Origin of the sequence: Parafilimonas sp., from assembly GCF_047606085.1 — a bacterium.
GTDB lineage: Bacteria > Bacteroidota > Bacteroidia > Chitinophagales > Chitinophagaceae > Parafilimonas.
The window spans coordinates 1-15,818 of sequence record NZ_JASGEX010000029.1 but is presented as its reverse complement, the minus strand read 5'-3'; the positions used below and the strand labels follow the sequence as shown (position 1 = coordinate 15,818).

Here is a 15,818-nt window from a genome sequence, read left to right as displayed (position 1 = left end):
GGAGCTAAAACCGAACAACACAAAATCACTTTTTTACACCTTGCAGAGTATGATGATGAATTGTTGCATTTAAAGCGAGTAGTGAATTTGTGCGTGTGCGCCTGCATTATTCACCTGTTCACTACTTACACTGTGTATGCTGAAGCATGTGTGGCATAAACGGGGCGATGTTAATCTTCCACTTCAACAATTGTTTCCACTTCAACACAGGTATTAAAGGGCAGTGCATTAACGCCAATGGCGCTGCGGGCATGTTTACCTTTTTCACCAAATACGGCAATCATTAAATCGCTGTACCCGTTAATTACTTTAGGCTGGTCTTTAAAATCATCTGTACAATTTACCATGCCCAAAACCTTTACAATCCTTTTCACTTTATTCAGCGAGCCTAATTCTGACCTTAGCACGCTAAGATGCGCTATGGCGGTAAGGGTGGCTGCGTAATAACCGGAATCGGTGCTGATATCTTTGCCCAGTTTCCCGGTAATGAAACTGCCATCCGGCTTTACGGGCCCTTTGCCTGACAGGTATAATAAATTTCCAACCCTAACGGCATTTACGTAAGAGGCTACAGGTTTTGTTGCTTCCGGAATATTTAATTGCAGCTTTTGCACATTGCTCTCTGCGTCCTGTGCCGTTGCCTGTTTAAAAACGATGATGGCAAGCAGCAATAGCGTTGCCTTACAGAAATGCTTTCCCTTTCCCATACTTGTTTAGATTTTTATTATCAGTTAATATGTTTTAGCCTGACCGAATAAAAATAAAAGTTTTTTATGTAAACAGGAAAGTAAATGCTGGGGGGCTGATTGCTGCGCCAGATTAAAATGCATACCTGTGGCCCACCGTGCCTGAAGACCATTATTGCTTATTGCTGCAAAAGTTGAGTGGTAAAGTGTATTGTTGTCTTTGGGTTTGTATTTACGGCCCGGGGTTTTATTGCCAATTCATGGAGTTAAGTAACATGACATGCAGGCGCGTTTTAAACCATCGTAAGCGCACTGCTATGCTTACTGATTAGCCCTGACAGAGTTTACGCCGTTGGTTTTGTGTTACTTTGCAAAAGAATGGAACTTACAGCGGAACAATATGCGATCCTTCAATCAACCGGAAACATTAAAATAAATGCTGTTGCCGGTTCAGGAAAAACAACAACCATTATTGAATATGCAGCTTCAAGGCCGGCGCATAGCAAAATACTTTACCTGGCCTTTAATAAATCGGTGAGGCTGGAAGCTGCAAAAAAGTTTGCTGATAAAGGACTGCATAATGTAAAAGTTGAAACAGCCCATTCACTTGCCTATAAGCATGTTGTTTTCAAAAATGGATACAGGGTGCGCAGCCAGGCTTATAAAACGAATGAAATTGCAGAACTGCTGAATTTAAAAGGTAATGGTGAAAAACATGCAGAATATATTATTGCAAACCACATTAACAAATTCGTTTCTTACTACTGCAACAGCGATAAACAAAGGGTGCAGGAACTTAACTACCTTGAAACTATTGCTGACAGCAAAGCAAAAGCTTTTGTATCTGCGTTTTATGATTATATAGCCTATCAAACACGTTTGCTTTTAAGCAGGATGGATAAAGGGGAAATTGAAATAACGCATGATTTTTATCTTAAAAAATTCCAGCTTTCAAACCCAGCACTCCACTACGATTATATTTTGTTTGATGAAGCGCAGGACGCCTCTGCCGCCATGCTTGATATTTTTTTAAAACAGGAGGCAACTAAAGTAATTGTGGGCGATACGCACCAGCAAATTTATAGCTGGCGTCATGCAGTTAATTCACTTGAAAAAGCTGATTTTAAAACATATCATTTATCAATAAGCTTCCGTTTTAGCCAGGACATTGCAAACCTTGCCATGAAAGTACTGGAATATAAAAAACATCTGAATGAGAAGCCGCAAACCGGTATCACAGGCAAAGGTGCGGGCAAAGAACAAAAAACCAAAGCGGTGATTGCAAGAACAAACCTCGGGCTGTTGCTCAAAGCAATTGAATATGTTACAGAAAAAAGAAAAGTAAAACATATTTATTTTGAAGGCAACATTAATTCCTATACGTATGCTGATGAAGGCGCTTCGCTTTACGATGTATTGAATTTATATAACGGAAAATATAACCTTATAAAAGATAAGCTTATGGCAGCCATGAAAAATATAGATGAACTGGAAAGCTATATTGAAAAAACCGAAGACGTTCAACTGGGAATGATGGTTGAAATTGTGAAAGCGTACGGCAATGAAATTCCTGCCATAATAGAAGCAATAAAAGAAAAGCATGTTGAAGGCGATGATAAAGAAAATGCCGAAATGATTTTTTCCACAGTTCACCGCTGCAAGGGAATGGAATACGATGCCATACAATTGGTGAACGACTTTATTACCGAAGAAAAATTAGAGCAGCTGCTAAAAGATAAAGGCGCCATGACAGACACCGCAAAACTAAATGAAGAAATTAACCTGTTGTATGTTGCAGTAACACGTACCAGGAATGCTATTTATATTCCTGAAACATTAATGCCTGGTAACTTTCCGGCTTCTTCGCAAATCCATCTTATGCGAACACCTGCAAAACAGGAGAAAGAAAAAACAGCTGCCCCTCACAGCGTAAAAATGCAGGTTGTAAAAGGCACAAATGGGTTTTTAAAGGGCAATACCTATCCGGCTGAGAAGGTAAGGGCTCCTTATAAAGATGCGTACCTCCCCTGGACAAAAGATCTTGACGAAGAACTTATAACCATGTATTCGGAAGGATTGAACATGCGTGACCTGGCAAAACATTTTGGCCGAACAAAAGGGGCAATTGCATCGAGAATAAAAAAGCTTGGGATTGAATGATTGTATGACAATGATCCATGCCGGGCTTTTAAAGGCGCAGGCATGGATCATTTGTAATCAGCAGCCAGGAAATTTCTAACTGAATAAAAATGCCACATCATCTTTTGTAAGCTTTTTAATAAAGCTGCTTTCTTCGCTTATCAGTTCTTTGGAAAGTGCTTTTTTCTTTTGCTGCAACTGCAAAATTTTTTCTTCAACGGTGTCTTTGCAAATCATTTTATAGGCAAATATTTTTTTGGTCTGGCCAATGCGATGGGTGCGGTCAATGGCCTGGTTTTCCGCCGCCGGGTTCCACCAGGGATCAATCAAATACACATAATCAGCAGCGGTAAGGTTAAGCCCAACGCCACCGGCTTTTAATGAAATAAGAAACGCCTTTACCTTTTCATCGGTTTGAAACGCCTCTACCAGTTGTTTGCGCTTGGCAGCAGGCACACTTCCATCTAAATATAAATGGGCGATCTTATGTTGCACAAAAGCATCTTTCACCAGTGAAAGCATTTCGGTAAACTGGCTAAAAACAAGCAGCTTGTGGCTGCCGGTGTTTTCAAGCACTTCACGCAGCAGTTCCTCCAGTTTAATGCTTTCTGCAGTGGCAACCTCTTCGTCTTTTACCAAAACAGGGCTATCGCAAATTTGCCTTAACCGCAGCAATCCTTCCAGTATATATATGGCAGCTTTTTGTATGCCTTCCTCTTCAATTTTTTCAAGCAGTTGATGGCGGTAATAGTTTTTATAATCTTCATAAACGGCGCGCTGTTCTTTTCCCATTTCACACCACACTACCGCTTCTGTTTTATCTGGCAGGTCTTTGGCCACCTGCTCTTTGGTGCGGCGCAGCATAAAAGGATAAATTAAGCGGCGCAGTTGTGCAGCCGTTTCACTGTTGCCGTTTTTATCAATAGGCGTTGCAAATTCTGTTTTAAAAAAATCTTTATTGCCTAAAAAGCCCGGGTTGAGAAAGTGCATCTGCGCATACAAATCAAATGTATTGTTTTGAACAGGCGTTCCGCTGAGGATAATGCGGTTCCCTGCTCTTAATAACTGCGCTGCCTTTGTAACCTGCGCATCAGGGTTTTTTATCTGCTGGCTTTCATCAAGAATAATGTATTGAAATGTGTGCTGCTGCAATTCTTTTATATCATTGCGCATCGTGCCATAGCTTGTAATAATGATGTCGTAGCTTTCAAAGTGCTCATTTGAAAAACTGCGGTTGCTGCCATAATAAATATGATATTTTAATGAAGGCGCAAACTTTTGCAGTTCCATCTCCCAGTTATATATAAGCGAGGTTGGGCAAACAACCAGGCTTGTTGGCGCATTATATTTTTCTTTTACAAATTGTAAAAAACAAATTGCCTGCAGTGTTTTGCCCAGGCCCATATCATCGGCCAGGCATCCGCCCCAGCCCAATTCATCCAGTACCTGCATCCAGCTAAAACCGGTTTGCTGGTAAGTGCGCAAAGCGGCCTGTATGCTTTTGCTTACCGGCTTTGGCTGCACTGTTTCTATTTTATGCAGCTTTTGTTTTTTATCTTCCAGTTCTTTTAAAATTGTTTCTTCATCAATAAGTTTATGCAGCTCATCAATTAAACTAAAATGCATTTTATTTATGCGCAAAGTGCCGTTATTTTCTTCACCCATCTTCATCAGCAAACCAAATTGCTGCAGCCATTCATCGGGCAATACACCAAAGCTGCCATCGCCCAGCACAACAATTTTCTGGTTGCTGCGAATGGCTTTTTGTATATCGCGCAGTGGCACCTGCTGTTCGCCAAAACTTACGGTTATCTGAAGGTCGAACCAGTCAATACCACTGCCTGCTTTCATTTCCCAAACAGGCTTTGCCGTGCTGTAGCGGAATTTTTTCAAATCCTGCATGCCTATTACGGTGATGTTATCTTCCTGCAGGCGGCGGATGGCATTTAAAAACCAGTTGTCTTTCATTACATCTGCAAAAGGCAGGTAATAAAAAAAATTTTCTTTTTGTTTTATGAATGATGGGTGCAGGTAACGCAGTTGCTCCTGAAAATTTTTTTCCGTTGTTTTATCCCTTTCAATTACATAAAAGCTATCGCCGTTTTTTATCATTAAATCAGGCTCATCGTCATAATCAGTTATGTTGCCATCATACACAAACTGTGGCCTCAGCATAAGGTACTGGTTCATGTATTCGCTTACCATTAATTGCGGCACGGCTTCGGCTTTGCGGGTTTCAAACTGAAGCTGCGCATCCACATCAACAACATAATGCTGCTGCAATGGCATTACCAGCTTGCGCAATACATCATGCCTGCGGGCAAGTGGAAATTTAAGCATGCCGGCCTGGAACTGTTTCAGCAACTGCACATGCGCAAACGTTTCAAGCAGGTAATATTTATCGTTATGAATGATGAACAGGCGGCTTATGCCCGGCGGCGCAACAACGGAAAAGCTTTCTTCTTCAACTGTAAATAATAACTGCACCGTGATAAATTTATCATCTTTCAAAACCCTGAAACTTACTGCCGGATGCGATTGCCCTAATTGCAGCGGCGCTATGTTTTTTGTGCTGAAATTTTTATCTGCCGGCAGTATATATACATGCTGCTGCTGTAGCAGGAAGGGCCACAATTCTTTCAGCACGCCATGATAGTGCGCCCTTAATATTTCAACGGCCCTTTCATCCAACTGCTGTTGCCAGGCCGAATAATGGGAAATGCCTGTGCAGCCTTCCCTAACGAGGTGTTTTTGCAGGGCTTCATCTGTAAGCTTTTGAAACGAAAGATAAGTTTCATCGTCGAGCGCTTTCAGGTAAGCAAGGTTTTCCGTTTTGGAAAGGGTGATTTTTTCAATTGATGTTTTATTGTTTTTCTGCGTGATGGAAAGCGGCTGGAGCGAGAAATGTATATGCTGTTTTACTGCGAAATTGAATAAGTAGCCCAGCTCAAAATCTATAAATTTCCCTGCGGGCAAAGCAGGCCTGGCAACAGTATTATTTTTTTGCTGCGGCACAAGGCCGAGTGCGAATTGTGTGAGCGATTTATCGTCTGTAATTTTTACAAAATAAGGCGGGGCAGATTCGATTATCAATTCGCCATGATAATTAAATGCAAATGTAAACCCGGTGGCTTCGGCATCAGTCATTGTTAAACCATAAGGTTCAAGCAGTTTATTCTTTTCGTTGGTGTAATCTTTAAACCGGTTAAAATAATAGTCGCCGTATTTATGGCTTAACCAGGTTAGCGCTGTAAACAAATGCAGGCAAATATTATTTTTTTCCGCCTTGCCGCAGGTGCAGCTCATTTCCAGTTTATCAGGGTCAATATATTTAACCTGCTGAAGGTAAACCGATTTTGAAGACGGGGTAAAGCTGAAAAAATGTTCGGTATTTTCAATCTTTATCAGCGTGCATTGCTGTTCATTAAAATAATTATTCCAGCTATAATTTTTTCTCGAAAAACTGCTGATGGTGTAATGGCCGATGTTTTTAAACTGCTGAATTATTTTACCCGGCCCTTCATTTTCTCCGGGTAAAATTTCTGCTGCTGGCAAAGGTTGTGCTGAAAGTTTATCTTCATGGTCAATCAAATATTGCGCTGCCGCTACGCAGTGTTTGCATTCGTCAAAATCTGTAAAAGCCGGGCAATTGCATTCAGCGGTTACATATTCATCGCCGGTATCAAAATAAAAAACCACCTCATATATTTCGCTGGTATGTTCGCTGGGCACTTGTACAACAATCCTGTCTTCTTCCGTTGCAGCAACAGCAATTTTCTGTTGTTTTTTTTTATACAGGCGTTCCCCTTTTTCACCGGTTTCCCAGTCCATGCTGTCAAGAAAATCGAGCAAATACTCTGTCTTATCCATTCCGCAAATAAAATAATTATGCGCTGAAATTGAGCAGTGGCAGTTACCGATGTTAATAATTGTTTTGCAGGTGCGCAAACGCGGGGCCTGGCGCTACGCGCAAATAAGCTATGTAATTAAGCCTTGTAACGGATTGACGGATTACTTCCTCACTTGTTTCCTGGTATCCGGAACACTATATTTTTTTTCAGGAAAAAGTTGCCATTTATCTCCCAGATGTTTCTGAAGCTTCTGTGCATTTTCATGGTCAATCTCAAGCATTGCTAAATCAGGCAACATTGAATCATCAATAATATCGGCATGGTTTGCATTCAATGCATCTTTAAGCGCATTGGTATCTTCCGCACTGCCTGAACCTGTTTTCTTAAGTATATATTTCATGGATTATATGAAAGCATGCCTTTCCCTTCAAAGGTAGCATCAAATCCCAAAGACTGAATATGCACAGACAAAAATTTGAGCATTTCATCAGCCCGTTGTTGTGTTCCCGGAAGGTTTAGCAAATCGGGCCTGGTGGAAAGTAATCTTGCAGCCAGGCCTGTTGCAGCCGGGCAGGCCATGCTTGTACCATCCATTATAGCATATAAATTATTAGGAAAAGTAGAAATGATGCCTACTCCCGGCGCTGTTACATCTGTTTCGGGGCCAATATTGGAAAAGTCGGCAATAAAGTTTTTAGGATCTTTTCCAAAAGGTTTTTTCACAATAGATTTTTGCACCGTGTTGCGCGGAAAAGTTCCTTTTCTGCCCATAGCGGAAACGGCAACACATAAGCTGTAGGATGCCGGAAAACTTACCGGGCTCCTGTCATCATTCCCATTGGCAGCAAAGCATAAAACACCCTTGCTGTATGCATCTTTTATGGAACTAACCAGCCCTTCATCCAGGTCAGGTTCCCCCAGGCTCATATTGATAAGGTCGCACCCGTCTTCCACGGCTTTTTTAATTGCTTTCATAATGTAAAAATTGGATGCATCGCCTTCTTTTGGAAAAACCCTGTAGCTATAAATTTGAGCGCCGGCTGCCACACCTTTTACACCACCATTTGCAGCGATTATCCCGGCCACATGCGTACCATGCCCCTCGCCATTATCAGCAAAATCAGATTCATCTTCCCCTTCTATTGTATTGGCCCCGCCGGAAACAATTAAATCAGTATGCGGGCCAACCCCGGTGTCTATTACCCCTACCCTTATCTGCGTATTAATAACCGGCCAATTCGGCGTATCATAAAAATGCCTTAGTGAATCTGTAAAAGCTGTATCAATGGAAATTAATTTTATTGCCAGGCTTTCTGTATTGGTAAAATTACTCTTATAATATCCCCAATAGCTGTGGGGCGGATATACATACAATCTTTCAACTTTGCTGCCCGCAAGTGTGAGCTTTATTTTGCCATTTGAATTTGTGTTGCCCCCGTCTCCTGTGCGGTTAGCAAAATCAGAAAAAGCAACAACATACACATCCGGCAAGGGATTGCCATCATTTCCCCTGATTGTAATATTAAAAGTAATGCGCTGCTGATTTTTTTTAAGCTTTACAACTTCCTCAAAAGGCAATGGCGGTTTCCTATAAAATTTTTCAGGGATGATACGCAATCCCGGGTAGGAGAACCGGAATTTAGCCATTTCATCTTCTTTCATTTCCACAAGCTTGGCGCCATCTTCATTTATGGAGTCTATCACTTTAAGATTAATGGTGGAAGCCTTTGCTTTTGGTGCATTTCTTACGCCAAGTTTCACTGCTCCTCTGCCGGATGACCTGACATTATTATTTAGCCTTAGCAGGAAATTTTTTATTTCAGGATTGGGATTATTCGCAGCAACTGCCTGTGAAGCCGGCAGTAATATAAAGCGGGAAGCTGATGTTGTTTGTTTCATAGTTGTTTGTTTTGAAAAAATATAAACAAGTATAAATTTATCTTTTTGGTGCGATAACCCGGCAACATTTTTTCGTTCGCTTCTTTTATTTAGTAACCCGGGTTAAAAAGCATTTGTTGTCCCAGTTTATCAGCAGCGGTTGAACCTGTATTAATTTTTTCCAAATTCCGGGTTATGCCTGTAAACAACCGGGAGTGACCTGTCAGCATAATGAAGCCAACAGTTTTACCAGCAAGTTTTCCCTTTCAATATGTATTCAACGGTTCATTTGCATTCGGCTTCTTTACACACCTGATAATGTATTATACACTACCATAAACTCGCGTATGCCGTAAAGCTTTGTGTGTAAAGGGGTGCTTGTGCGGGGTTTCTTTTGGCAAGCACAAGTACGCCAAGGACATTGCTAACGCTGCATACTCATATCTTTATTCTGCAATTACAGGAGCTAAAAGCAGCAATAAGTAGGTTTTCATATTATCTAAAATTAAAAGTGATCCCAAAAAACCAGCTTGTTCTCCACACTTGTACAGTCGGGTCACCAGTTGTTGAATAAAATACAGGCCTGTTATAGGTATAGGAGGGATGATTTAAATCAGTTACAGTTTCAGTGTGATATCCCTTTTGATATGACGTACTTAATCTTTTTACTTTTCCCCATGCAATTCCACCGTTAAACACAACCCTGTTATTAGATCCGAAAAGAGATTGAAGTATAAAACTTCCACCTAATAAAATGTTTAAGTCAACATTGGTTGTAGCCATAAACCCAGTTGTAATACCAAAATTATAATTGCTTGAAATACGCGGATAAACATGTACAAGGACTCCAAATCCTACACTCATATTATTAACCGTTTGCTTTTTGATATAACTGCCGGATGTGTCCCTGGCAGCAGCGGCGCTATCAGGTTTATAACTTACAGTCGTGTCAAAAAAAGCAAAGTTATCATCTCGTAGCCCAGTTAAAAACACTCCCGCACTGTAATCAATCTTTAGCCCAAATGAAGTACGGATATTTTCATCTGCAATAGTTTCATTATTGCTATTTACAACTTTAATATTTATATAATCCCTGTTTACTAATCTTGGAGTGCTATAAACAAGGGGCTTTAAGCTATCTAATCCTGAAACAATATTTTTAACTGCGATAGCTATATCTTTTTGATTTGTCGTGTCAAATTTTTTCACAAGATCATCTAAAACATCTGTGCTTAAGTTGAATTGGGATTGTATCCTGCTCTTAATTATTATTAGATTACTTCTATTTTCGGAAATACTACAAGGAGATATATTAAAGGCATTTAGGTAATTTGATAATTCAGCCAGAAGTCGTTGCACCTTAATTGAATCAGATTCCGGTTTATTAGTAATGTCCTCATCTGTAGAAGTTCCTTTTGTTTTGCTTGAATCAGATTTAGCAGTAGCATTTCGGGATGCACTCAATAAAGTTAAAGCTAACTGATTACTTACTACAGATTGAAAAGATGAATTATCAATAAATAAATCTGAATCATTTACTATAATTTTTGATTTATCCGCTAATGGCTGATTTATAACCTGAAACTTCAATTGGCTGCCAACCGAAGGAGCAAACCATGCAGGCGACACTTTTCTATATCTTTCAATTAATTTAATTCTTTTTCCGTTTTCATCAGTGTCGTTAGAACTTTTCTTGTTATAAATATGTTTGCAAATAGTATAATCATCGAGCTTGCGGCTGGCGTCAAATGTTATTAAATAATCGGTTGAATATTTTCTGTCTTTCTTGCTATGGATTAAACTTTGTTGGGAGCATAGATCGCAATTGCTGGATTTACTTACAGAGTTGATCATATTAGAGTCAACGAATGGCAATGAAGGAGACAATTTTGAGATTGATTCATTAGCTGTAATTATTGCCCAGGCAATATTAAAGCTATCAATTAATTTTTTGGGAGATCCATGCGAAGAAACCCTGAATTTGAAAAGCAAATTTGTGTCTTTATTATTATAACTGGTTTTTAAATCCTGATAAAGATTAAAATACCCTCCTTTTATTGAGGCGTCAGCAGTAAAATCCGTTGCATTTAAATCCAGGTTAATATCAGTTGGTATGTTTTTTATAACAATTAGGAACTTAATATCATCTTTTTTAAGTGACAGTAGCTTTACTAAACTATCAGAAAGAGTTTGTTTTGTTAGTATTGATGGTTTTTTATTTAATTGATTATAATCAAAAACTGCTATGGTATCGTTTTGTGCAAATACGGCTATGCATAAAAAAAAGCTAATAAAAAATAAATATAACTTTTTCATCTTATCAAATTTTTAGTGAGTAATTATTAGTGAGAATAAAACTTTTTACGGGTAAAACATAAGATGATTGCAAACTTGAACCAACAACAAGCCCCACAATTTGATTTTTTGAATTTAATACCACACAGCCAGAATCACCGGGTTCGCAAAATTTGTCAACCTCAATAAACCCATCAATATATTCGGTTACTGTATTTGAACAATAATAAATGGTTTGTGATGCGTGATGATTTTTTATTTTCCCTTCCCGCAATCCCGATGTTCTTCCACATAGTGTGAGAGATTCTCCAATATTTTCAGAAAATACAAATCCAAAACCATTAGGGCGGATTCCGAGATTAGAATTTTGATTTTCAAAGACAACCCCTTCTCTTACTTTGGCAATTGCAAAATCACTATTAGAAGTTAAATACCCCAATATTACATCCGCAACGTAATTCGTTCCCTTATCTTCAACCGAAGCGCATATAAGCTTTGCATTTTCATTAGTATTTTGAAAAGTTCTATTGCTATTTCTAAGTTCAGGATCGCAAAAAACATGATAACAACTTATTATGTAATCACTATTTGCATCTCCATCTTTTTTTAACACTAATCCAACTGAACCTGTTGATTCATCATTTCGTCTGGAAATACTATTCCCTAAGGGAAAAGGTTGTTCATCAAACTTTATCCTTGCATCATTGGCAATAGTTTGATTCTCTTGTAAAACATCTGTTTGTATTTTATATGTGTTTCCATCTTGAGCGGTATAATTTAAAAAATTAGGGATGCTGCCAAAATTTAAATTGTTTTTTTTATTTGTTACCTTACAAATCAGAGCGGGTATATCGGTTTGCTTATTGTTTACTGTTTTGTATCCCGTACTAAAACCCGTAACATTTGGAAACGAATTCACCCATTCTTTTCCTTTGTTTTTTATAGCTTCTGTAATGATATTGATATTTGCCATCGGCAAGTTTGATTGTTCATCGATTGAATTTGAATTGGGTTCATTTGGCACAGCGTCTTTAGTTGATGGTGGTGGTCTCCAATTTTCAAAAAAACTCTGTGTTGCTTTTGCGCCAAATACAAAAGCAATTACACCCATCCAATATTCATCAAGTCCAATAGCTTTTAAATTATGTATATCTTCGGCCCATCCAATTTTTAGCAACAACATGCATATTACATTTGTCATCATAAATACTATAATGCGCATAGTACTAAGCCCTTCATTTCCTTCGAGAAGTGAAGGAAATGCAAATGCAAAGCCTACCATGATTACAAAAAAATTGACAGAAATATCTTTAGGTGTTACACTAAACCCAAAAAGATTTGCGATTAGATAGATTATACTGCCAATCATGAAAACAAAACCAATAATCTGAAGGATAGATATTTTAGTTTCGTTTTCCTGAATCAATTTTCTCTTATTAGCCATAGTATATAATGTTTGTTACTCTTTTTTAATAGAAGATTTTTTCAGTATTGTCATTTAAGCAACGCATCAAACTTACATTGCATACATACCAGCATTCAATGGGAAAAACCCCCACTCAATCACCGTACTTTACACACAGGAATTAAAGAAAAACAACAAAAAATTCAGTCTTTACAAAGAATTAGATCAGAGTTGGGATGATGTTTTCAGTTAGCACAGTAGTTAGTTATAACCCCACATCAATAGCAAGCATTATCAACGATAACGTCAAAAAGTAAAAGAAGATTTTTTTGCAAACGTTTCTCAGCCGCCATGAAATTATACAGCCGAAGTGAGTGACACAACAGGCGATGCCACAACGTATCAATTGCTGGTAACATAAAATGCCAAAAAGCCCTCAGGCTTTTACCTTCTTTTCATTCGTACAAGTTTGTTTTTTCAATGGTCTCATGCCCGCCTGACCGGCCAGTCGGGCAGGGAACCTCGCTATGTACATTCCCCTGTGTGAGAAAAAATTATCATGCTCGGTTTCATCCGCATATCCAGTGTACAAGGGTATTCACTGTTCACCTCCACCGGCGGCACATCGGTTTTAAAAGGTATGCGGTCTTGTGTGATATAGTGTTCCACCACGGAGAACCAGGGGCGGGCTTCGATGGTTTCCTGCGTGTGGCCATGATCCCAGAAGCGGCTGATGCGGCGGCTTTCAGCTTCGTATGCGTTGATGGGGAAGGTATCATAACTGCGGCCGCCGGGGTGCGATACATGGTAGGTGCACCCGCCAATGCTGCGGCTGTTCCAGGTGTCGGCAATATCAAATACCAGCGGCGTATCCACGCCAATGGTGGGGTGCAGCGCAGAGGGCGGCTGCCAGGCGCGGTAACGGATGCCGCAAACATATTCGCCTTTTACCTCCGTTTCTTTTAAAGGCACGCGGTGGCCGTTGCAGAGCAGCACATACCGTTCGTTGTTAAAGTTGCTGAGCTTTACCTGTATCTTCTCAAGAGAAGAATCCACAAAGCGGGCGGTGCCGCTGCTGCTCATCTCTTCGCCCAGCACATGCCAGGGCTCAATGCCCATGCGTATCTCCATATCAATGCCCTGCAGCTTAATGGTGCCGTAGCGCGGGAAACGGAACTCAAAATACGCGTCGAACCAACTGGTATGAAAAGGATAGCCGGCATCGTTCAGGTCGCTCACCACTTCTGTAATGTCTTCCAGCACATAATGCGGCAGCAGGAACTTATCGTGCAATTGCGTGCCCCAGCGCACGAGCTTATGGTTGTAGGGTTGTTTCCAGAATTTGGCGATGAGCGCACGTAATAACAGCATCTGCATCAGGCTCATTTCTTTATGCGGCGGCATATCAAAAGCACGGAACTCGAGTATGCCGAGGCGTCCCGATGACGAATCGGGAGAATAGAGTTTGTCAATACAAAATTCCGAGCGGTGCGTGTTGCCGGTAATATCGGTGAGAAGATGGCGGAAGATGCGGTCAACGAGCCAGAAAGGCACATAGCCTTTATCAGGATCAGGCACTTGTGAAAATGCAATTTCCATCTCGTAGAGCTTTTCGTCTCGGCCTTCATCAATGCGCGGCGCCTGGCTGGTGGGGCCGATGAAGGAGCCGGAGAATAAATAGGATAAACCGGGATGGTGCTGCCAGTAGGTGATAAGGCTGCGCAGCAAATCAGGACGGCGCAGCAATGGGCTGTCAGCAGGCGTGGCGCCGCCAATGGTGATGTGGTTGCCGCCGCCGGTGCCGGTATGCCGGCCGTCGAGCATAAATTTTTCGGTGCCGAGGCGGGAAAGATAAGCCTGCTCGTATAAGGTGTTAGTATTGTGCAGAAGTTCCTTCCAGCTTTTGGCGGGATGGATATTCACTTCAATAACGCCGGGATCGGGCGATACAACCAAACGCTCAACCCGGTAATCTCTTGGCGGTTCATACCCTTCGATGCGCACCGGTATATGAAGTTTGGATGCTGTGGCTTCAATGGAAGCGATTATGTCGAGATAATGTTCCAGGTATTTCACGGGCGGCAAAAAGATATAAATAATGCCATCCCTTGCTTCCACGCACAAAGCCGTTTTAATAGCCTGCACTTCAAAGGTGATGTTCTCTTCCTCCTTTTCTTCTTCTTCTTTCTCTTTCTGTAAAGTGGGCGATGGTTTCTTCAGATTCTTTTTATCGTCTTTTTCTTCTTCAGCAACCTCAGCTTTGTACTGCATTTTCGGCGGCGGAACAAAGTCGTACACCATGCCGTAACGTTCAGTTATGGTTTCGTGGAAAGCTTCCAGCGCAGGCAGTTCATCAAACAAACTCCTTTCCACTTCCTGCGGCGCGTTGGCTTTGGAAACAACGGGCAGCGATTCCAGCGGCAAACGCAGGCCGATGGGCGAATTGCCGGGCATTAAAAACAAGTGCTCACGGTTGAACAGCCATTTGCAGCTCAGCCATTTATTGTTGTAATAATTCCATTGAACGGGCAGTACATAACCGGCCGGTTTATCCAGGCCCTGGTTTAGTAACTGGGCTAAAGTGCGGCGTTCAATACTGTCTTTAAGATTGGCTTTCAGCGGGTCAATATTCACCGGCGTTTTGCCTTCGCTCCATAAAAAGAAAAACACATCTTCATAAGCGGCGCTTATATTTTCAACATCCAAAGCAAGATGTTTTGCCAGTTCTGTAATGAAGTTCTTTGCATCTTCCTGCGTGTAAGCATGTTTGGCTTTTTCGTGGGCGATGAGCTCTACCTCTTTCCAGATGGGATAGCCATCTTTTCGCCAGTACAAGCCATATTGCCAGCGGGGCAATGGTTCGCCGGGATACCATTTTCCCTGGCCATAATGTATCATGCCGCCGGGGCCAAACTTTTCTCTTAACCGAAAGATAAGGTCGTGCGATAGCTCTCTTTTTTCCCTGCCATCGGCTGTGGTATTCCATTGCGCCGATTCCATGTCATCAATGGAAACAAAAGTGGGCTCGCCGCCCATGGTCATGCGCACATCGCCGGCTTCGAGGTCTTCATCAATCTTATAACCGAGCGCTTCAATAGAAGCCCATTGTTCTTCGGTATAAGGTTTCGTTACCCGCGGGTCTTCGTGCATGCGCGTAACGCTGTTATCGAACTCAAATGTTACCTCAGCTTTATCGCTGGCGCCTACCACCGGCGCGGCGCTTACATAATGCGGCGTACAGGCCAGCGGGATATGCCCTTCGCCGGCAAACAACCCGGAAGTGGGATCGAGACCCACCCAGCCTGCACCGGGAATATATACTTCCGTCCAGGCATGCAGGTCGGTGAAATCGGCTTCCGGGCCGGAAGGGCCGTCGAGTGATTTTATATCTGCCGTAAGCTGAACAAGATAACCGGAAACAAAACGTGCCGCCAAACCGAGATGCCTTAGTATTTGCACCAGTAACCAGGCGCTGTCGCGGCAGGATCCCAATGCCCTGCCCAGTGTTTCTTCGGGTGTTTGCACACCGGGCTCAAGGCGTATGGTGTAGGCAATATCTTTATT

Annotated in this window: 8 protein-coding genes; 1 reads left to right on the top strand and 7 read right to left on the bottom strand. The window is 41.4% G+C overall.

What is annotated here, in order from left to right; translation table 11 throughout:
* Positions 1–170: 170 nt before the first annotated feature.
* Positions 171–707, bottom strand: coding sequence for a RidA family protein (locus QM629_RS02680; protein WP_415156913.1), 537 nt, complete (start codon positions 705–707; stop codon positions 171–173).
* 357 nt (positions 708–1,064) lie between these two features.
* On the opposite strand from QM629_RS02680, the gene QM629_RS02675 reads away from it, so the two are divergent.
* Positions 1,065–2,846 carry a UvrD-helicase domain-containing protein gene (locus QM629_RS02675; protein WP_415156911.1) on the top strand — a complete coding sequence of 594 codons (1,782 nt, stop codon included), beginning with the start codon at positions 1,065–1,067 and terminating at the stop codon, positions 2,844–2,846.
* A gap of 75 nt (positions 2,847–2,921) precedes the next feature.
* On the opposite strand, the gene QM629_RS02670 is transcribed toward QM629_RS02675, so the two are convergent.
* The 6 genes from QM629_RS02670 to QM629_RS02645 form a co-directional block, all read right to left on the bottom strand.
* Complete coding sequence (locus QM629_RS02670) at positions 2,922–6,695, bottom strand: SNF2-related protein (RefSeq protein WP_415156909.1); 3,774 nt, start codon at positions 6,693–6,695, stop codon at positions 2,922–2,924.
* 141 nt (positions 6,696–6,836) lie between these two features.
* Entirely contained in the window at positions 6,837–7,076 is a 240-nt protein-coding gene (locus QM629_RS02665) for a hypothetical protein (RefSeq protein WP_415156907.1), read from the bottom strand.
* Positions 7,073–8,575, bottom strand: coding sequence for a S8 family serine peptidase (locus QM629_RS02660; protein WP_415156905.1), 1,503 nt, complete (start codon positions 8,573–8,575; stop codon positions 7,073–7,075). The genes QM629_RS02665 and QM629_RS02660 overlap by 4 nt, the downstream gene beginning before the upstream one ends.
* A 474-nt stretch (positions 8,576–9,049) precedes the next feature.
* The gene (locus tag QM629_RS02655; RefSeq protein WP_415156903.1) at positions 9,050–10,870 is read right to left on the bottom strand and encodes a hypothetical protein; all 1,821 of its coding nucleotides are present in this window, start codon (positions 10,868–10,870) and stop codon (positions 9,050–9,052) included.
* Between the two features lie 4 nt (positions 10,871–10,874).
* On the bottom strand, positions 10,875–12,293 hold the full coding sequence (locus QM629_RS02650; protein WP_415156901.1) for a S1 family peptidase: 1,419 nt from the start codon (positions 12,291–12,293) through the stop codon (positions 10,875–10,877).
* 486 nt (positions 12,294–12,779) lie between these two features.
* On the bottom strand, positions 12,780–15,818 hold a 3,039-nt coding region (locus tag QM629_RS02645), incomplete at its 5' end, for a DUF2126 domain-containing protein (RefSeq protein WP_415156899.1).

Bases quoted from the DNA above. Each gene is read 5' to 3' on its own strand.
- QM629_RS02680 (WP_415156913.1), bottom strand. From the start codon at position 707: ATGGGAAAGGGAAAGCATTTCTGTAAGGCAACGCTATTGCTGCTTGCC.
- QM629_RS02650 (WP_415156901.1), bottom strand. From the start codon at position 12,293: ATGGCTAATAAGAGAAAATTGATTCAGGAAAACGAAACTAAAATATCT.
- QM629_RS02665 (WP_415156907.1), bottom strand. From the start codon at position 7,076: ATGAAATATATACTTAAGAAAACAGGTTCAGGCAGTGCGGAAGATACC.
- QM629_RS02660 (WP_415156905.1), bottom strand. From the start codon at position 8,575: ATGAAACAAACAACATCAGCTTCCCGCTTTATATTACTGCCGGCTTCA.
- QM629_RS02655 (WP_415156903.1), bottom strand. From the start codon at position 10,870: ATGAAAAAGTTATATTTATTTTTTATTAGCTTTTTTTTATGCATAGCC.
- QM629_RS02675 (WP_415156911.1), top strand. From the start codon at position 1,065: ATGGAACTTACAGCGGAACAATATGCGATCCTTCAATCAACCGGAAAC.
- QM629_RS02670 (WP_415156909.1), bottom strand. From the start codon at position 6,695: ATGGATAAGACAGAGTATTTGCTCGATTTTCTTGACAGCATGGACTGG.